Source organism: Fibrella musci, from assembly GCF_041321105.1.
Taxonomy (GTDB): domain Bacteria; phylum Bacteroidota; class Bacteroidia; order Cytophagales; family Spirosomataceae; genus Fibrella; species Fibrella musci.
In genome coordinates, this window is record NZ_JBGGWD010000001.1 from 663,843 (window position 1) to 683,116 (window position 19,274).

The following is a 19,274-nucleotide window of genomic DNA, read 5'->3' on the forward strand; positions in this document are numbered from 1 at the left end:
TGTCAGTCGGGGCCAAAAATAGCGAAAACAGCGGCGGGCAGGCTGTTAATTAATGTGAAAGCTTCGGTGAAAGCTTCGCTAATAGCTTCGGTAAACGCCATACCGAATCGGCCCCGACAGGCCCCGGCAACGTACCCAATAACGCGTTCATCCCGACTGTGCCAGGCGTCCATTCCCTAGTCTGCTGTTCACAAACGGCTTCTCCAGAGACAATATGCCTACCTTTGCCAGCCTAACTCTGCTCGCTCGTATGAACGCCTCCAGGCTCCTGACTTTTCTGCTGACTACCCTTTGTCTGTCGACCTCCCTGGCCCAAACAACGCCCGGCAGCCCGTCGGCCAAAGCGACAACGTACACCAATCCCTTGCCGGTGCAATTCGGTGACCCTTACGTTTTACACAGCCGGGGTACCTATTACATGTATGGCACAGGCGGCGGAGCCCAACGTGGGTTTGCCGCTTATTCGTCTACCGATATGGTGCACTGGAAATCAGAAGGTCAGGTCTATTTCCACGATAACAAAAATGGCTGGAGCGATCCCAAGGCGAAGTGGGACGGAGCATACTGGGCGCCCGAGGTGTATGAGATGAAGGGTAAATTTTACCTCTTTTACAGTGCCCAATGGAAAGAGAACCCCACCCATGAAGTGGAAAACTTCCGCATCGGCGTGGCCGTTGCCGACAAGCCGACCGGCCCGTTTGTCGACCTGACAACCAAACCGCTGTTTGATCCCGGTTACCCCGTCATTGATGCCAATGTCTTCATGGATAGCAACGGCAAAGCCTACCTCTATTATTCGCGTTGTTGCTATAAACATGCCGTTGCCAGTGAGGTCGCTCAGTTGGCCCGCCAGAAAGGCTGGTTCAACGAAATTGAGGAAAGCTGGGTGTATGGCGTTGAGTTGAAACCCGATTTTTCGGGCGTCATTGGCAAGCCGGTGCTGTTGCTACGCCCACCCGTTACGCTCCGCGATAAGCAGGCCAGTTGGGAAAGTCGGTCGGTGACAGCCCGCGAAGTAAACCGGCGCTGGACGGAGGGCTCGGTAACCTTCAAAAAAGGCAACCTGTACTACATGATGTACTCGGCCAATCACTTTGGGGGGCAGTACTATGCCATCGGATACGCTACCGCAACGTCCCCCCTAGGCCCCTATACGAAGGCGGCCAACAACCCCATCCTGGAAAAAAACAGCGATAAAGGCGGCTCGGTAACCGGCACGGGCCACAACAGCATTGCCTATTCGCCAGATGGCAACGAGATGTTCTGCGTTTACCATGGCCGAACCGCCAAAACAGGCGACGAGCGGGTCGTGTTCATCGACCGTATGACAGTAAAAAACGGTCGAATCACGATAGCGGGACCGACCACCTCGCCCCAAAAGCTACCTTCAGGCGTAGTGCCTCCCGTGGAGGCGCGTTGAGTGGCTGATGCAACGCCAGGCAGTAACGTACCTGAGCTTGCCCCTTCTGTTCGTAAACAGGCCTAGGGGCTTGCCAGCTGCATCAGTACGCCGCAGACGTAGCCCATGTACGTACCCACGGCGTATCCCAGAATAGCCATCAGCACCCCCACGGGAGCCAGCGCCGGGTGGAACGCCGCCGCCACGATCGGGGCTGTAGCCGGGCCACCGATACAGGCCTGACTCCCCACCGCCAGAAAGAAATACGGCGCTCGAATCAGTCGGCTGAAACCGATCATCAGCAGCACGTGGAAGGCCATCCAGACCACGCCCACCACCAGCAGCCCTGGCTGATCGGCAATGGCCAAAATGTTCATTTTCAAGCCGATCGTCGCGATCATCAGGTACAGCAGCACCGTCGCAACCGACGATGCCCCCGCCCCTTCCAGCTGGCGCAGCCGCGTAAACGACGCGCCTACACCCAGCGCCGTAGCGAGCCCCACGAGCCAGAAGAACGACGTACCCAGACTGAAGCGCGTCAGCAGGGGTGAGTGCGTCGTAATGTACGCAGCCAGTGGATCGGCGATGGCGGTGGCGGCGGCTGTGCAGCCAAAACCAACCGCCAGCAATTGCACCAGATCAGTAGCCGTCGGGATGCGCCGGATGGCGTTGGCCTGCTGCTCGACGCGCTGCCGCACCGCGTCGACCGCCGAGGCATCGGCCCGCAGCCAACGGTCGATCCGGGCCGAGCGGGCAGCCCCGTACAGCAACGTACCCAGCCAGATGTTGGCCACGAATACGTCGACCGTAACGATGGCCGAAAACAGGGCGTCGCTGGGCTGAAATACTTCTTTGAGTGCCGTCTGGTTGGCACCGCCGCCAATCCAGGTACCCGCCAGCGTAGCCAGCCCGCGCCAGACGGCATCGGGTCCGGCCCCACCCACCAGCGACGGGGCTACGTGCGCCAGCAGCCAGACGGCCAGCGGCCCGCCCAGCATGATACTAACGCCCGACGCCGCGAACATCAGCACCGCCTTACCCCCCAGTCGCCGAAATGCCCGCACGTCGACGCCCAGCGTAAAGAGCACCAGGCTACATGGCAGCAAAAGCCGCGACACCACGCCGTAAAGCGCATCGACAGCGGCCTGATCCACGAGTTTAGCCGTGGTGAGCAGCGAGGGCAGAAAATAACAGAGGAGCGTGGTGGGCACTATCTCATAAAAGCGCCGCCAGAACGGATGGGAACTACTGGCCGACGTCAGTACCGCCGCGATGATCAGAAAGAGAACGCCAAGAAGAACGGTAGGCATCGGAACAAATCTGGAAAGTTTGTCAGGAAAAGGAGTCCAACGTCTGGGAAGCCAAACCGGTGTTTGTCTCAGTTGGCAATACTAAACAGACTTTCCAGACTTTGAGCTATCGACCTAAAATGTCTTTCCAGACTCAGGACAGGCTTTTCAGACTGTCCTGAAATAAACAACGCCGGCCTCAACTTGAGCCGGCGTGTCGTAATTACACTTCATCAACAAACTAAAAACCAAAATGCTGTAGGAGGGGGACTCGAACCACCCACGGTGCAGTTAGCTACAGTACAACTCTGGTGGTCAACCCCAGTCGCTCCGAAGAGCGGCATTATGCTGCGTTTATCCTTTATCACCACCCCCGAGACAGGAGGGCACGTCTGCCAATTTCGACACCCTACAATGAAAAGAGAACGAATCAGGTTGGTTCGCTGGGCTGTCTCATCTGCCCGATCAACTTGACATGACAAAGTTAAGCACGCGGAACCATATTTTGCAAGTATTCTATAAAAATAACCTAAAATTTACGATTAACTCAAAAATCGCATAACTTCGTTATCATAAATGCAAAACTGACATGGAAAAAGCGGTCAAAAATTTTGAAATTGACAATGTCGACCTAAAAATCCTAAGTTTATTGATGCAAGATGCCACCATGGCTTATACCGAAATCGGTAAACGCATCTTCGTATCGGGCGGTACGGTGCACGTCCGGATGAAGAAAATGGAGGAAATGGGCATTGTGAAAGGTTCACAACTTATCATCGATCACACCAAGCTGGGCTGGGACATCAGCGCCTTTCTGGGCATTTACCTCGACAAGAGTTCACTCTACGCCGAAGTCGCCCTTGAACTGATGAAAATTCCGGAGGTGGTCAACATCCACTATACCACGGGCATCTACAGCATTTTTGCCAAGATCGTCTGCCGCGACACGCTGCACCTGCGCGAAGTCTTGCACGACAAGATTCAGAAAGTGCAGGGCATTCAGCGCACCGAAACCTTCATTTCGCTCGAAGAAAGCGTAAACCGGCCCGTGCCGTTTACGGAAGGGCAGGAAGTTGGCGACGAATAACGGGCAATTTGGGCGTTTATGGCGGAACCCTATTCGCCCATTGCGCGCTTATCCTGTCAATGACTTCTCTTACGCATATCCCCGTCGGCGGTACCGGCGTGCACTACGAAATTTTCGTCCGCGCCTTCTGCGACAGTAACCACGACGGTATCGGCGACCTCAACGGCGTCACCAGCAAACTCGACTATTTGCAGGATCTTGGTATCAAAGCCATTTGGCTGATGCCCATCAATACCTCAGGTACGTACCATAAATACGACGTTACCGACTACTACGGCATTGACCCGGACTATGGCACGCTCGCCGATTTCCGGCGGCTCATCGACGAAGCCCACAACCGGGGTATTGCCGTACTGATGGATCTTGTCATTCACCACACGAGCCTGCAACACCACTGGTTTCAGGAAGCCTGTAAAGGGCCGGACAACCCCTACCGGCATTTTTACAAGTGGCTCACACCCGCCGAAATCAAGCGGCGCAACCTCGCCACCCGCGATATTACCGCCGACTCCGACGAACGGAATCCCTGGCACTACCCGCCAACCGCCGACAAGGCCGCCCGCCACAACCCCAACACCGAGCAGTATTATGGCATGTTCTGGAGCGGGATGCCCGACCTGAACTTCGATCATCAACCCATGCGCGAGGAGATTTACAAGATCGCTCGTTATTGGCTGGCCGAGGTCGGCGTGGATGGGTTCCGGCTCGATGCGGCCCGCCACCTCTACCGCGAAACCGAAGAACCCAAAAACCATCAGTTCTGGGAAGAATTTGGGCAGGTGGTGCAACAGGCCAAACCCGGCGCGCATCTGGTGGGTGAGGTCTGGACCCGCCCCGCCCGTGTAGCCCCCTACTTTCGGGGATTACAGGCCAACTTCAACTTTGATCTGGCGCTTGAACTGATCGACGTGATTCGGCGGGGCGACGATCTGGGCGACGTGATTGCTTTTCTGCACGATGTACAATCGGCCTATGGCTCGGTTAATCCGGAGTTTATCGACGGGCTGATTCTCTCCAACCACGATCAGAACCGCATCGGCAGTATGCTTGGCGGCGACGTGAACAAGCTGACAGTAGCGGCCAACCTGCTGCTAACGCTCCCCGGCAATCCATACCTCTACTATGGCGAAGAACTGGGCATGCTCGGCATGAAACCCGACGAGTTTATCCGCGAGCCGTTTCTCTGGAATGTTGGTAAACACGACCCCGACCGTGCCCGGTGGATGGAGCTTGCCCCGTTCAAGCGGGGTGCCCGCTACTCGACTAGCCGCACCGTTCGGCCACTGGCGCAGCAGCAAACCGACCCTAACTCGCTGTTCAGCCATTATAAACGCCTGATTGCCTTCCGCAACAGCCACCCCGTGCTGAACGACAACCGCAGCCGCCTGTCGTTCACAGGCATTCGCCAGAAGGGCATCGTCGCCTTCGGGCGCACTAACGACGCGGGCGAGGTCTGGACCGTGCACAACGTATCTGATAGGTCGGTCGAGGTAATGCTGCCCCCAGAAAGCAACGTACCTGGCCAGCTCGTGTTTGCCACGAAACCAGACGGAACGTACCTGACCGACGGTAAACTGACATTACCCGCCCATTCGATGACGGTGTTGACGTAATTCAATTCGTAGAAACCGCAGCGGCGGACCGCGCATTCCCATGCGTTTCCCGGGCGTCAGCAATCGATTTATACCGGGTTCTCAGCGATGTCGTTTGTTGCTGACGCCCGCGAGACGCAAGGGATTGCGTCTCTACGCTTATCTTTGGCAAATCGTTCGCCATGCCGCAACTCAGTACGCGCCACCTACTCGGCACTAAAGACCTGACGGAGACCGACATCCAGCTGATTCTGGAAACGGCTACCCAGTTTAAGGACGTCATCAACCGCCCCATCAAGAAGGTCCCTTCGCTACGCGACGTGACCATCGCCAACGTTTTTTTCGAGAATTCGACCCGCACCCGCCTGTCGTTTGAACTGGCGGAGAAGCGTCTTTCGGCCGACGTTGTCAATTTTTCGGCCTCGGGCAGCTCGGTCAAGAAAGGAGAAACGCTGCTCGATACCGTCAACAACATTCTCGCCATGAAGGTCGACATGATCGTGATGCGCCACAGTAGCCCCGGCGCACCGCATTACCTGTCGAGCCGGATACCGGCAAACGTCGTCAACGCGGGCGACGGCACCCACGAGCACCCCACGCAAGCCCTGCTCGACTCGTTTTCAATGCGCGAAAAGCTGGGCGATCTGGCGGGCAAACGCGTGGCGATCATCGGCGACATCACCCACTCGCGGGTGGCTCTGTCCAACATTTTCTGTTTGCAAAAGCAGGGGGCCGACGTTATGGTTTGCGGCCCTACGACGCTCATTCCCAAGTACATGTCATCGCTCGGGGTACGTATCGGACACGACGTACGCGAAGCCCTTGCCTGGTGCGATGTCGCCAACGTGCTGCGCATTCAGCTGGAACGGCAACAGATTAAGTACTTCCCCTCGCTGCGGGAATATTCCCTCTATTACGGCATTAGCCGGCAGATGCTCGACGAACTCGACCGGCCCATCGTATTGATGCACCCCGGCCCCATCAACCGGGGCGTCGAACTTACCTCCGACGCCGCCGATTCGCCCCACAGCATCATCCTCGATCAGGTAGAAAACGGCGTCGCCGTTCGGATGGCGGTGCTGTATTTGCTGGCCCAGGAACGGTGATTATTGAGTTTTCTGTCCTCTGTCTTCAGTCTTCTGTTGGCTGACGCAAGAGTAAACCTGCGTCAGCCAACAGAAGACTGAAGACAGAGGACAGAAAACTCAGAACGTAAGTACTAAGGCTGTTTTTGCCAAGTCCAGAGCAGTGCCGTCCAGCCAATAGCCAGCACACCCAGCGCCAAGCCCGACCAAGGCACGGCTACCCAAGGCAGGTTCATGGCTGCGTGCAGGCAGGCCACCACCAGCACCGACCGGGTTCGCTCAGCCGCGTTGCCAAGGCCCCAGGCTCCCAGCACAAACCCCACGACGACCACCAGTGTGGGGGTGCGCGGCCCCAACACTGCCGACAGGTCAGGCATAAACGTGAAGTGCCAGCCGCACCAGAGTAGCGCCGTTAGTCCAACGCGTGCCCAGGCAGGTAGCGGCCGCAGGGCATCGTGCAGAAATCCCCGCCAGCCCATTTCCTCCACAAACCCGTACAGCAGACCCGATATTACTACCAACCCGCCAAACAGGTGCGGCTCCACACCCCGTTTGTTGGTTACGCCGAACGCAACGCCCAGCAGCAAAAGCAGCAATACAACCAGCAACGTTCGGCGGGGCCGGTCACCCAGAATCGTTACGGTATGGGCTACGGCGGGGAAAAGTTGACGGGTAAGTAACGCCGCCACGATGGGCCCCAGGCCGTAGGTAAAAATGGTTTGGTACGGCAGCAGCCCGGCCGTGGGGTTGGGTACGTGGCGCAGGGCGTACGATATCGTGCAGGCCAGCGTGTAGAAGCAGGCCACGGCGGTCCAGTTGACACGGACCTCGGCCGTTTTGGGATTAGTAAGCAGCGCGTGGTTCATCGGGCGATTGGTTTAGGGGTGAAGACCAGCGCAAAGGTGCCCGCTCACCCGCCCCCCAGCAAGGCACCGAGACAGTCCGCACGTACCTGGGATAAACCACCGCTGCCGGGACAAACAGGCCATATTTGGGACAAACGGAAAAGAATGTTTGCTTCGGTTTTAGGCCACTGATCACGCTGCGGCCAGGTCGGCCATGCGTTGATCAAAATTGGGTACGTAGGTACGCGATACAGGAATCTCGCGGTTTGAGCCACTCATCGTCAGTTGATAACCGCGGGCGTTGCCGGTGGTGTAGCTCACCGCCCGCAGATTGACAATAAAGGCGCGGTGGCAGCGAAAAAACTGCGGCTGATCGGCCAGGGCTGCCTCCACGTCTTTCAGCGTGCTGCGTAACACGGTTTTCTGCGGAAACATAAAGTTCAGCCAGTGCACCTCCACGTAATTACCCACCGACTCGACGTAGATCAGTTGGTTGGGCAGCAGGTTCAGGCGGTCTTTGCCCGATTCACTCGCCAATGAGATAGACCGGGGTAACACCGCTTCGGCGGGTGGTGCTGTAGGTACGTTGTGAAGCCGATCCAATTCACGATTAAGCGCCTCGGCCTGAGCCAGATTTCGTTTCAGCCGCCGTTGTTCGGCCAGCATAATACCCAGACTAACGGGAAAGAAACCGATCGCGGTCACGAGCAGATACATCATCAGGAAAGTGGGCGACGCCAGACCGAGCAGCGACAAAACGGCCTGATTGCCCATCGCCACAAACAACAGCACCAGCAACACGTGCCCAATGTGGCGTTTCACAGTCCAGCGCTCTTCGTCGTAATAAGCCGGGAAAAGAGCAGGCAACACCACGTTGGCCGCCAATGAGCTGAGGCCACAACCCGCCGCCAACGTACCCAGCACCAGCCAGCGGGGGTAGCTGCCGCTGTTGCCGCCCATAAATAAAAACAGGAAAACGAACACGTAGAGGACCGCCTGCGCCGACAGTTTGGCCTGATGGCGCAACGAAAAATCCTCCGAAAGAGGCCGATTCAAAAAGGCCTGTACCGATTGAAGCATAGCCGTAAAAATAGCAGCGACCGCCAGCACCTGTCAGCATTTCAGTGGCTATTGACTACTATTTTTGTCATTATGTTGACCCCCTCCTATCGTACTCCGACCCTCTTCCTCGACCAACCGCAACTGATTGCCGCCGAAAGCACCCGTCATCAGGGCGTTAGTCAGCCACCCTATACGACAAATAACCTGGGCATCAACACCGACGACGTACCTGAGCACGTGACCGAAAACCGGCGGCGCTGGCTGGCGCAGTGGGGACATTCCGAAAGCTCGCTGGCCTCGTCGTATCAGGTACACGGCACCGAGGTATTTGTGGCAACGGAGGCTATCCGCACCACTGGATACGATGCCCTTGTCACCAACGTACCTGGCCTGCTCGTGGGGGTTACCGTCGCCGACTGCACGCCCATTCTGGTGTATGATCGGCGGAACCGGGCCGTGGCCGCTATTCATGCGGGCTGGCGCGGCACCGTCGGTGGGATCGTGACCAACGCCCTGCAAACCATGCAGCGAGAATATGGTACGGAGCCCGCTGACTGTCTCGCCTACGTGGGTACGTGCATCGATGCGGCTAATTTCGAGGTGGGGCCAGACGTGGCCGCGCAATTTGCCGAGCACCGGAAACAACTCGACCCCGCTACGGGCAAAGCCCTGGTTGATCTCAAACAGGCCAATGCCGATCAGCTCCGCGCCTTCGGCCTGACCGACGCCCAGATCGACATCTCGACTTACTCAACCATTATCCACAACACCGACTATTTCTCGCACCGTCTCGAGCGTGGCCTCACCGGCCGGATGCTGGCCATTATTGGTGTGCGCTAATTCCTACGCCTATGCTTAAACAACTACTCGTTACGTTTCTTTTCTTCTCGTTTGCCGCCGCCGCGCAGGATCAGCCTATTTTTCAGCCCGATTCGGTGAAGCGGGTGGTGGTAGCGACGCCTATTCAAAGTCAGCTCCGGGTGGATGGCCGGCTCGACGAAGCCGCCTGGCAGCAGGCTGTGCCCGCCAATCGGTTTACGATGATCGAACCCGTGCAGCGTGACCGGGCCAACCACGACACCGACATCCGCCTGCTCTTCAACCAGCAATACCTGTACATCGGTGCGTTCTGCCGCGATTCGCTGGGCCGGCGGAGTATCCGGGCCACCGACCTGCGCCGCGACTTCAGCTTCCGCTCGCACGATTACATCGGCATATCGATCGACGGTTTCAACGACCGGCGCAATGCCATGACGTTTATGGCGAACCCCTACGGCACACAGCGCGACCTGCTCTCGTTCGACGACCTGCTATACGACACCGACTGGGACGGGCTCTGGCGCGTCAGGACCACCCGCACCGATTCGGGCTGGGTGGCCGAAATTGCCATTCCCTGGCAAACGTTGCGTTACCGAGGCAGCCAGGATTCGACGCACACGTGGGGCATCAATTTTTTCCGTAACCGCCGCATGACCAACGAGGTATCGGGCTGGTCGCGGTATCCGCGTTCGTTCAGTGCACTCCGGATGGACTACGCCGGGCGTGTTACGGGCCTGCAACCGCCCCCACCCCGTGCCAACATCCGGGTACAGCCCTACGTGCTCGTTTCGAGCGATCGATACAACGGAACCGACGTGGGGAACCGGCGTGATGAGGCCGTGAAGCTGGGCGGCGAACTCAAGTGGGCCATCAACCCCAATACCGTACTGGACCTGACGGCCAACACCGACTTTGCGCAGGCCGACGCCGACCGGCAGGTCAACAACGTGACGCGCTTCTCGGTCTTTTTCCCCGAACGACGACAGTTTTTTCTCGAAAACGCCAGTCTCTTCGGTCCAAATCTGTCGCCTTACGAAGATTTTTCGGGGGGATCAATGCGCATCCAGCCTTTTTTCAGCCGCCGCATTGGCCTCGACAATGCCGGTAACCCAATCCCCATCGATGCGGGGGCACGGCTCGTACACCGGTCGTTGACAACCAACTATGGGGCGCTACTGATGCGGCAGCGGGGCGTTGGCAACAGCCCCACGACCACCTTTGCCGTGGGCCGGTTTTCGCAGAATATTGGTCCGCAGAGCCGCCTTGGTGCCTTGGTGACCCTGCGCGACGAAAGCCAGCTTGTCGACTCGCTGGGCCGGGTCGGTCAGCCCGGTCGCACCAACTGGGTCGGGGCTATCGACGGCTTTTTCCGGCTCTCGGAGAGCCAGTCGATCAGCAGCATGCTGATGCGCTCAGGTACGTCGGTGGCTAACGTACCTGGAGCCGCGTCCATGGCGGGTGATCAGGGGTTTGCTGGGTACGTTCAGTATCTGTTGCAAACGAACCAGTGGAAATTCTGGTGGACGGAATCGGTCGTTACGGCGAGTTTCAACCCCGGCGTTGGGTTTGTGTCGCGCAGCGACGTGGTCGCCACCACGCCCGGCGTTTTCTGGCTGAGCCGGGGTAAATGGCTGCCCTTCCGCAAGGTTATCCGCGCGTTTGAGCCAGGCTTTATGCCGGAGTTTTACCATTCCATCACCACCGGGCGGCTGGTGGAACGGCAGCTGAACCTCAATCCTTTCTGGCTCAACCTGCAAAGTGGCGGCTTCTTCGGCCTGTTTCTGAACCCGACCTACCAGTTTCTGGCAGAAGGGTTCGATCCGCTGGGCGTGCGCATTGCGCCGGGCGAATACAGCTACACCCGCTACGCGGCCTGGCTGGCCAGCGATCCGTCGCGCAGGCTGTCCTACACGCTGAACTACGAAATGGGCGGTTATTACAACGGCAACCTCGCCACCACCGACCTGACCGTGCGTTACGCTCCCCTCCCCCACGTGTCACTGACCGGCCGGTACATTGGCAACCAGTTCAGCGAGGTCGGCGAAAATCGTGAAAGTCCGTCGGTCAAACTGTACAGCATCGAAGGTCGGTTTGCGCTTAACCCGCGCCTGCAACTGATTGGTTTTTACCAGTACAACACCGACCTGAACCGCGATGCCTACAACATTCGCCTGTCATGGGAGTACCAGCCGCTGTCGTTTCTGTATCTGGTGTTCAATCAGCGCGCCTATACCAGCACAGTGCGGCAGCAGGAGTTTCGGCAGCAGGAGCAGCATTTGATTGGTAAACTGAGCTACCTGAAACAGTTTTAAAAACAGTTGTCGCTCATTCGTCATTAGGTAAGCAGGCGTTGCTTTTCCCCTCGTCTCGCTGCTTACTGATGACTGACACGACCCAAACACGCGATGAAACGCTGGTAGCCCTCCGGCCTGCGGTGGCTACCGAACCGATTACCAGCAACCCGGCCGAAGCCTTTCAGAACGACACCTTACGCCCGATTCTGAAACTACAGAATGAACTGTTGCTTGGGCTGTTCCGCGATTACCTGACCAAGCGGAAACAACTTGGCCTTGAAGGGCGGTTTGCCAAACTACCCCGCCCCGAACAGGAGGCCTACATAGACCACAGCATCCGTACCGATCAGAAATTCAAAAACTTATTGGTGGGCGTGGTTATTGGCCAGTTTACGACGGGGGAATGGACCGCCTTCCGCATCGACGAAGCCGAGTTGACCCGCCGGCTGGTTGACCTGATTGTACAGCGTTTGTGCAGCCAAATTGACCTGATGTTGCACTAACAAATGAAGCCATTCCTTAACTCACGAAAACAAAGTTGTAGGTCGGCTGTTCTTAAGATGTTTTTAACAGAACAACAAATCAACCTTAAACTGTAGAGCTATCATGGGTATCCTGACCTCAATCCTTGTTGGTGCCATCGCCGGTTGGCTGGCCGATCTCGTTTTCAAGCGTTTCTCGTTCTCACTGCTCGTTGAAATTCTGCTGGGTATCGCCGGTGGTATTGTTGGCGGCTGGGTATTTGGCCGCTCAACTGGTTTCCTCGATGCCGTGTTGACGTCGTTTGTTGGTGCCGTGGTTATTCTCGGCATTGCCGCTCTCATTAAGGGTAGCACTCGTAGAGCCTAACATAAGTTGACTGGCCAACGTAGACTGACGTAAGATGAGAATGCGTCAGCCGTTGGCCAGTCAACCACTCTCTTCAATCCACAACCAATACAATGCCTTCGACCCGGCGGATGGTAGTTCCTTCGCCGGGTCGATGCGTTTTACCCGTTTCGGTGCGGGCCGACCACTCGGTGCCGCGATACTGTACCCGCCCCAGCCCCTGCGGCGGAATGGTTTGCGTAACGGTGACCCGGTCGCCAATAAATTCGACGTATTCGTTTTGCTTCGATCCAGCAAATAAGCCCCTGAGCCGCTGCCGGAAGACCACCATCGCCCCGACTGACACCAGCGCAAACACCAGTAGCTGGCTATCGATCCCACTAGTTACCGCCAAGCCCGTCAGCATGGCAACCAACGCAGCGCCCACGCTGAAAAAGGCGAAAACGAAGCTATTGTTCACCACTTCGGCGATCAGCAGGATGGCCGCCAGCGTGGCCCAGGCCAGCGCCGGATGCATGGTCAGAAACGTGCTCATGAGTTGATCAGGGTAGTTTGGTATAGATGAAAGTACAGCCTTCGCATTTAGTAAACCTATACTTTCCCGATCAGCGGCCACCAGACGGGGCAAGCGGCCGGAAGCCGTGACTGGACTCTGTTTTGGTTTTTCTGAGTAAATTCGGGCTTACCTCGAATTGTATCGTAAACCAAAACCGCTCAGTCCATGTCGCTCTCGACCCGTCTGCAATTATCGGCCATGATGTTTCTCCAGTTTTTCATGTGGGGAGCCTGGTATGGCCAAGTTACCAAATACATGGAAAAGAGTATGGGCGCTACGGGAGTGCAGCAGGGCGCCGCCTTCGCCACCTTCTCGCTGGCCATGCTGGCCGCGCCCTTTTTCGTGGGTATGATCGCCGACCGCTACTTTGCGGCGCAGCGGGTGCTGGGTATTCTGAATCTGCTGGGCGCGGCGGTGCTCTACTGGCTCACGGGCGTCAACGACCCCGATCAGTTTTTCTGGGTGCTGCTGGTGTACTGCCTCACCTTCGCTCCCACGCTGGCCCTGACCTCGTCGATTGCGATGCAGCAAATGCGCAGCCCCGAAAAAGAATTTCCCGGCATCCGGGTACTGGGCACCATCGCCTGGATCGTGGTGACCAACATCGTCGGCTACTACGGCATCGGCGATAAAGTGACGATCTTCAACCTGTCGATGTATGCGGCGCTGGCGCTGGGCGTTTTCTCATTCTTCCTGCCCAACACGCCCCCCAAGGCATCCGCAGGTACGTCGTTGGGGCAGATTCTGGGTCTCGACGCCTTCCAGCTCTTCAAAGATCGCTCGTTTGCCATTTTCTTTATTTCGTCGGTGCTGATCTGCATTCCGCTGTCGTTCTACTACGCTATGGCTAACCCCGCCCTCACGGATTCGGGCATGCAAAACGTAGAGAATGTGATGTCGCTGGGGCAGGCCTCGGAAGTGATCTTCATGCTGCTGATCCCGTTTGCCTTTACGCGGCTGGGCGTGAAAAACATGTTGATTGTAGGGCTGATTGCCTGGATTGCCCGCTTCCTGTTTTTTGGGTATGGTGATGCAAACGCGGGTATCTGGATGTTCTATCTGGCCATTATCCTGCACGGCGTCTGCTACGATTTCTTCTTTGTAACGGGGCAGATCTACACCGACAACAAAGCCAACGACAGCATTCGCTCATCCGCGCAGGGGCTGATTTCGCTGGCTACCTACGGCATTGGCATGAGCATCGGCTCCTACCTGTCGGGGGTGGTGAAAGACTGGGCCAAAACGCCCAACGGCATCGACTACCTCAAATTCTGGATGGTGCCCGCCGGTATTGCCGCCGTGGTGCTGGTACTCTTTGTACTCTTCTTCACCGACCGCAAATCGGCCGCTCCGAAGCAGGAAGAGCTGGTGCCGGGGGCTTTGTAATGAATAATGCACAATGTATAATGTACGATGTACAATGGCTGGCGCTGGCGTAAACGCACTGCCCAGTAACGGTCTGCCGACAGGGCCATTGTACATCGTACATTATTCATTGTGCATTATTCATTAGTGAGGTTTAGTTCGTTTTACGAAAACGCCACATCGCCAGCAGCAGCAATGCGCTGGCAATACCGGCCAGCGCAACAAACTGAAGGCTCATATCCTGAAACGTACTGCCTTTGAGCATCACGTTGCGGCCGGCTTCAATCACATACCGTAGCGGGTTAATCGTGTTGATCACCTGCGCCCAGACCGGCATATCGTCGGTTGATGAAAACAACCCGCTCAGCAGGATAAACAGTACCAGACAGAAAAATACCAGAAACATGGCCTGTTGCTGGGTGTCGGCGGCGGTCGAAATGAGCAGGCCCAGCCCCACACTCACCAGCAGAAACAGCAGGGCAAAGGCGTACATCAGCGGAATGCTCCCCACCACGGGAACCTTGAACAGGAATACACCAACGGCCAGCCCTATCGTAAACTGCACCATACCAATAATCACAAACGGTATGAGTTTACCCAGGATAAACTCATACTTTCGGATGGGCGTCACATTGAGTTGCTCCTGTGTACCGATTTCCTTCTCCCGGACGATGTTCAGCGCGGCGATCATCCCGCCAATCAGTATCAGCAGTTCGAAGAGGATACCCGGCACCATAAACGTGCGGTATTCGAGGCGTGGGTTGTACCAGTACATCGAGCTCACATCAAGCTGGGTACGTGGGTCGCCATTCGCCACAGCAACGGTCTCTGTGCGGACGGTTTCGTTAAAATCGCGAATGATACTTTGGGCATACCCAGCCGCAATACCCGCTTTCGAGCCGTCGATGGCGTTGACCATTAATTGCAACGCCGCCCGATTGTCGCGGCTCAGATCCCGTTCAAAATGGGGCGGAATCACCAGTACCAGGTCGGCGCCCCCAGCGAGCAACTGCTGATAGGCAAGTTTATAGGCCGGTACGTACCCCACAAACCGGAAATTGTCGATGTAGCGAAACTTACCCGCCAATCGCTGGGCGTAGGTGGTATGGTCCTGATCAACCACGGCGATGGTGAGGTTTTTCACTTCAAAATTGGCGGCATATGACAACGCCACCAGTTGCAGGATGGGCGCGGCCAGCATCATCCGCAGCAAGACCGTATTGCGGAAAATCTGCTTGAATTCTTTCTCGATCAGAAAACGAATGCGGTACATGGTGATGAGCGGTTGACGATATGAAGGCTATTCCAGCCTTGGTTTGAGGTTGCGCAGGCTAATGCCCATAATCAGCGCTGCCATACTGGCTAGAATAAGCGTGGGTTTCCAGAGATACGATAAGCCGACGCCTTTGATCATGATGCCCTTGACGATGTCGATAAACCAACGGGCGGGTATGATGTTGGCGATCAGTTGTAGGGCTTTAGGCATGCTCTCGATGGGAAAAATGAAGCCCGACAGGAAAATCGTGGGCATGAGCATCACCAGCATAGACGTAAACATGGCCACCAGTTGGGTTTCGGCAATGGTCGAGATAAATAACCCAATCGACAGCGCCAGAAAAATAAAGAGCAGTGTTTCGGCCAGCAGCAGCAGCAGACTCCCGTTGAGAGGCATGCCCAGCAGCCCCACGCCCAACACGATGATCAGGCAGCCGTTCAGAAAGGAAAGGAGCAGATAAGGCAGCACTTTGCCGAACAGAATTTGCCCCTGCGACAGCGGCGAAACAAGCAGTACTTCCATGGTCCCGGTTTCTTTCTCACGGGCAATCGTCACGGAGGTCATCAGGGCTGATACCAGCAGTAGCACCATCGCCATCACCCCCGGCACAAATACATAAGCCCCTCTGAGCGTCGGGTTGAACACCATGCGCGTCGACACGTCGATCGCCATGGGCACGCGACCAACCACCGGGTTTAGCTCCGCCACGTAGGCCTGCATAATGTTCGTAGCGTAGTTAGTCAGGCTGATGGCCGTGTTCTGTTCGGTTGCGTCGGTCAAGATCTGCACCTGCGCCTGCAGGTCGTGCGCGAGTTGATGGGTAAAGCGGGGCGGGAACACCACCACCAGTTTGACCCTACCCTTCCGAAACTCAGCCTCGATGTCGGTATACGAGCGCAGGTTGGTTTCCAGCCGAAAATAGCCCGACGAGAGCAGCCGGTTTAGCAGTTGCTGGCTGTGCTGAGCATGGTCGAAGTCGAGCACGGCGATGCGCGCGTTTTTGATTTCGTTGGTCAGGGCAAAGCCGAAGATGAGTACCTGCACAAAGGGCAACCCAAACAGGATCAGAAGGGTCCGGCGGTCGCGAAGAATATGGAAAAACTCTTTTTTGACGAAAGCGGCGAAGCGATTCATAACAAACGGGAGTATGGGACCGGATTCATTTGGCTGACGTACCCCGCGCCAGCAGTTGGAATACGCCGTCGATAGAGTCGGTTTGAAACTGCTGCTTCAGGTCATGTGGGGTGCCGAGGGCGCTAATCCGCCCATCGACCATGATCGAGACCCGGTTACAGTATTCGGCCTCATCCATGTAGTGCGTTGTTACGAAGATGGTGGTGCCCCGGTGGGCAGCTTCGTAAATCATATCCCAGAACTGCCGCCGCGTGATGGGGTCGACGCCCCCGGTTGGTTCATCCAGAAAAACAATTTTCGGGTCGTGAATGAGCGCTACGGAAAAAGCTAACCGCTGTTTCCAGCCTAGTGGCATCGACACCACCAGTGAGTCGGCCACACGCCCCAAATCGAGCTGTTTGATGATAGCGTCGGCCTTGGCGTTGAGGTCGGCCGGTTTCAGGCCGTAAATCCCCCCGTAGAACCGAATATTTTCGCGTACAGTCAGATCCTCGTAAAGCGAAAATTTCTGGCTCATGTAGCCAATCACCTGTTTGATCTGCTCGGCCTGCCGATACACGTCAAAGCCAGCAATGTACGCCTCACCCGACGACGGCGCCAGCAAGCCGCAGAGCATGCGGATGGCGGTGGTTTTACCGGCGCCGTTGGCACCCAAAAAGCCAAAAATTTCGCCCGGCGCCACGTCGAACGTTAGTTCATCAGTAGCAACAAACGCCCCGAAGCGCTTGGTGAGGCGGTTGGTAACCACGGCTTTATCCATTGTTCATCAGGGCCATAAAACTGTCTTCGATGCTGGCCGTTATTGGGTTTACCTCGATAGCCTTATGCTGGCGTTCATGCAGGTACGTTTCAATTGCGGCTGGGTACGTTCCCGGCTGGGTAGTGAGGTGCAAGTACTCACCGAAAGCGTAGCAGGTCTGCGTAAACGGTGCCTGCCGCAAGTCCTGAATCAGCCGATAGGTATCGCGGGCGCGTACCGCATACAAAGGCTGGTCGAATCGTTGCTCAATCCCCTTTGGGGTGTCAACGGCGAGCAACTGGCCGCCATCCATCAGTGCAATACGGTCGCACCGGCTGGCTTCATCCATGTAGGGAGTCGACACCAGGATGGTCAACCCATGGTCTTTCAGGCGGGCCAACATATCCCAGAACTCCCGCCGCGACACCGCATCGACGCCCGTTGTTGGTTCGTCCAGAAACAGCACGTTGGGTTTGTGAATCAGCGCACAGCAGAGGGCAAGTTTCTGTTTCATCCCACCCGACAATGCCCCGGCCCGCCGCTGCCGGAAGGGCTCCAGTTGCCCATAAATATCCTGGATCAGTTCATAATTGGCCTGTATGCTGGTGCCAAAGACCGTTGCGAAAAAAGATACGTTCTCTTCAACCGTCAGATCAGGGTACAGCGAAAATCGGCCCGGCATGTAGCCAATCTGCGTGCGCAAGGCCCGAAAATCGCGAACCACATCGAGGCCGAGTACTGTAGCCTGCCCCTGATCGGGCGTCAGAAGCGTAACCAGTATTTTGAACAGGGTGGTTTTACCAGCTCCGTCGGGGCCGATCAGGCCGAACAGTTCGCCGCGTTGGACCGTCAGCGATATCGCTCCGACGGCCTGTTTGCCATTATAGGCTTTCGATAGCTTATCGATGGTCAGTACAGCTTCCATAGCCTGTCGAATTAGCGATTTGCTACGGGCTGGTCTGACGTAAAACGCACTTCGCCCGGCATCCCGATCTTCAATCCGCCGTCGTTTTTTACGCTGATTTTCAACGCATAAACCAGATTAACGCGTTCCTCACGGGTTTGAATGACCTTGGGCGTAAACTCCGCTTTACTCGCTATCCAGATGACCGTACCGGTATAGGGTTTGAGGGTATTGTTGGGCGCATCGACATAGACCTGCACCCGCTGCCCAACGTTGATGCTCGTCAACTGATCGCCCGATACGTAGGCCCGCAGGGTGATCTGATCGAGCGCGGCGATTTTGAATAACGGCTTTCCGTAGCTGACCACTTCACCCGGTTCGACATACTTGACCGTAACGACCCCCTCTACTGGATTCACGACGGTGGCTTTCTTGATCTGGTCGTCGAGCTGCCGTATCTGCTCGGTAAGCGGGGCCACTTCGGCGGTGATCCCATTCCGCTGCGTACTCAGGGCCGAGGCCTGGGCGATCCGCTGCTGCCGAATCAAGTCCATCTGTCGTTGTATAACGTCGATCTGCGCCTGAATATCATCGAGTTGCTTAGTCGGTGCGGCACCGGCCGCCAGGAGCTGCTGGGTACGTTGCCGCTCGTGCTGCAAGGTGCGCAACTGCTGTTGCTGCACGGCAAGTTGCCCGGTAAAGGTCGAGAGTTGGGTGGTTATGTCGGGGGTACGTTGTCTGACGGCCTGCTGGCTGGCTACGAGTTGTGCCTTGCGCAGCAGGAGTTGTTCGGGGTCGATCTGTCCAACAGGCTGCCCGGCCTTCAGCACCTGGCCTTCTTCGAGCGATAGCTGCGAGAGGGCGCCAGTAGCCTGCGCCGCCACCATCGTTTCGACGGCTTCAAAATTGCCATAAGCGTCGGCTCGTTCGTTGTTGGGCTGGCAGGCCACCAGCGTCAGCAACATAAACAGGGAGTTCGTTTTCATGGATACAACTGTAA

19 protein-coding genes are annotated in these 19,274 nt (G+C 56.7%); 9 read left to right on the forward strand and 10 right to left on the reverse strand.

What is annotated here, in order from left to right:
• Positions 1-2: 2 nt before the first annotated feature.
• Positions 3-173 (reverse strand): hypothetical protein, encoded by a 171-nt coding sequence (locus ACAW74_RS02610; RefSeq protein WP_370696630.1) that lies wholly within the window; start codon positions 171-173, stop codon positions 3-5.
• Positions 174-250: 77 nt separating this feature from the next.
• Here ACAW74_RS02610 and ACAW74_RS02615 point away from each other — a divergent pair, with 77 nt between their 5' ends.
• Positions 251-1,420, forward strand: coding sequence for a glycoside hydrolase family 43 protein (locus ACAW74_RS02615; protein ID WP_370696631.1), 1,170 nt, complete (start codon positions 251-253; stop codon positions 1,418-1,420).
• A gap of 62 nt (positions 1,421-1,482) precedes the next feature.
• On the opposite strand, the gene ACAW74_RS02620 is transcribed toward ACAW74_RS02615, so the two are convergent.
• Positions 1,483-2,709, reverse strand: a complete 1,227-nt coding sequence (locus tag ACAW74_RS02620; protein WP_370696632.1) for a DUF819 family protein — start codon at positions 2,707-2,709, stop codon at positions 1,483-1,485.
• A gap of 568 nt (positions 2,710-3,277) precedes the next feature.
• Here ACAW74_RS02620 and ACAW74_RS02625 point away from each other — a divergent pair.
• From ACAW74_RS02625 to ACAW74_RS02635, 3 genes are all read left to right on the forward strand, one after another.
• A complete protein-coding gene (locus tag ACAW74_RS02625) occupies positions 3,278-3,775 on the forward strand; it encodes an Lrp/AsnC ligand binding domain-containing protein (RefSeq protein WP_370696633.1) in 498 nt (165 codons plus the stop codon).
• A gap of 59 nt (positions 3,776-3,834) precedes the next feature.
• Entirely contained in the window at positions 3,835-5,388 is a 1,554-nt protein-coding gene (locus ACAW74_RS02630; RefSeq protein ID WP_370696634.1) for an alpha-amylase family glycosyl hydrolase, read from the forward strand.
• Between the two features lie 161 nt (positions 5,389-5,549).
• Positions 5,550-6,473: an aspartate carbamoyltransferase catalytic subunit gene (locus ACAW74_RS02635; protein WP_370696635.1), complete on the forward strand. Its 924-nt coding sequence runs from the start codon at positions 5,550-5,552 to the stop codon at positions 6,471-6,473.
• A gap of 113 nt (positions 6,474-6,586) precedes the next feature.
• Here ACAW74_RS02635 and ACAW74_RS02640 read toward each other — a convergent pair whose 3' ends face one another.
• Complete coding sequence (locus tag ACAW74_RS02640; RefSeq protein ID WP_370696636.1) at positions 6,587-7,318, reverse strand: CPBP family intramembrane glutamic endopeptidase; 732 nt, start codon at positions 7,316-7,318, stop codon at positions 6,587-6,589.
• 171 nt (positions 7,319-7,489) lie between these two features.
• On the reverse strand, positions 7,490-8,377 hold the full coding sequence (locus tag ACAW74_RS02645; protein ID WP_370696637.1) for a LytR/AlgR family response regulator transcription factor: 888 nt from the start codon (positions 8,375-8,377) through the stop codon (positions 7,490-7,492).
• A 72-nt stretch (positions 8,378-8,449) separates the two neighbouring features.
• On the opposite strand from ACAW74_RS02645, the gene pgeF reads away from it, so the two are divergent.
• The 4 genes from pgeF to ACAW74_RS02665 all read left to right on the forward strand — a co-directional run bounded on the left by pgeF (position 8,450) and on the right by ACAW74_RS02665 (position 12,321).
• A complete protein-coding gene (gene pgeF / locus ACAW74_RS02650) occupies positions 8,450-9,199 on the forward strand; it encodes a peptidoglycan editing factor PgeF (RefSeq protein ID WP_370696638.1) in 750 nt (249 codons plus the stop codon).
• A gap of 11 nt (positions 9,200-9,210) precedes the next feature.
• Positions 9,211-11,490, forward strand: a complete 2,280-nt coding sequence (locus tag ACAW74_RS02655; RefSeq protein WP_370696639.1) for a carbohydrate binding family 9 domain-containing protein — start codon at positions 9,211-9,213, stop codon at positions 11,488-11,490.
• Positions 11,491-11,558: 68 nt separating this feature from the next.
• Complete coding sequence (locus ACAW74_RS02660; protein ID WP_370696640.1) at positions 11,559-11,975, forward strand: glyoxalase; 417 nt, start codon at positions 11,559-11,561, stop codon at positions 11,973-11,975.
• 103 nt (positions 11,976-12,078) lie between these two features.
• Positions 12,079-12,321 (forward strand): GlsB/YeaQ/YmgE family stress response membrane protein, encoded by a 243-nt coding sequence (locus ACAW74_RS02665; protein WP_370696641.1) that lies wholly within the window; start codon positions 12,079-12,081, stop codon positions 12,319-12,321.
• Positions 12,322-12,394: 73 nt separating this feature from the next.
• On the opposite strand, the gene ACAW74_RS02670 is transcribed toward ACAW74_RS02665, so the two are convergent.
• Entirely contained in the window at positions 12,395-12,835 is a 441-nt protein-coding gene (locus ACAW74_RS02670; RefSeq protein WP_370696642.1) for an NfeD family protein, read from the reverse strand.
• 186 nt (positions 12,836-13,021) lie between these two features.
• Here ACAW74_RS02670 and ACAW74_RS02675 point away from each other — a divergent pair, with 186 nt between their 5' ends.
• Positions 13,022-14,242, forward strand: a complete 1,221-nt coding sequence (locus ACAW74_RS02675; protein ID WP_370696643.1) for a nucleoside permease — start codon at positions 13,022-13,024, stop codon at positions 14,240-14,242.
• Positions 14,243-14,375: 133 nt separating this feature from the next.
• On the opposite strand, the gene ACAW74_RS02680 is transcribed toward ACAW74_RS02675, so the two are convergent.
• The 5 genes from ACAW74_RS02680 to ACAW74_RS02700 are packed head-to-tail and all read right to left on the reverse strand — an operon-like array spanning position 14,376 to position 19,260.
• On the reverse strand, positions 14,376-15,494 hold the full coding sequence (locus ACAW74_RS02680; RefSeq protein WP_370696644.1) for an ABC transporter permease: 1,119 nt from the start codon (positions 15,492-15,494) through the stop codon (positions 14,376-14,378).
• 27 nt (positions 15,495-15,521) lie between these two features.
• Positions 15,522-16,631: an ABC transporter permease gene (locus ACAW74_RS02685; protein ID WP_370696645.1), complete on the reverse strand. Its 1,110-nt coding sequence runs from the start codon at positions 16,629-16,631 to the stop codon at positions 15,522-15,524.
• A gap of 25 nt (positions 16,632-16,656) precedes the next feature.
• Positions 16,657-17,391, reverse strand: coding sequence for an ABC transporter ATP-binding protein (locus tag ACAW74_RS02690; RefSeq protein WP_370696646.1), 735 nt, complete (start codon positions 17,389-17,391; stop codon positions 16,657-16,659).
• Positions 17,384-18,295: an ABC transporter ATP-binding protein gene (locus ACAW74_RS02695; protein WP_370696647.1), complete on the reverse strand. Its 912-nt coding sequence runs from the start codon at positions 18,293-18,295 to the stop codon at positions 17,384-17,386. The genes ACAW74_RS02690 and ACAW74_RS02695 overlap by 8 nt, the downstream gene beginning before the upstream one ends.
• A gap of 11 nt (positions 18,296-18,306) precedes the next feature.
• Complete coding sequence (locus tag ACAW74_RS02700) at positions 18,307-19,260, reverse strand: HlyD family secretion protein (RefSeq protein WP_370696648.1); 954 nt, start codon at positions 19,258-19,260, stop codon at positions 18,307-18,309.
• Positions 19,261-19,274 lie beyond the last annotated feature (14 nt).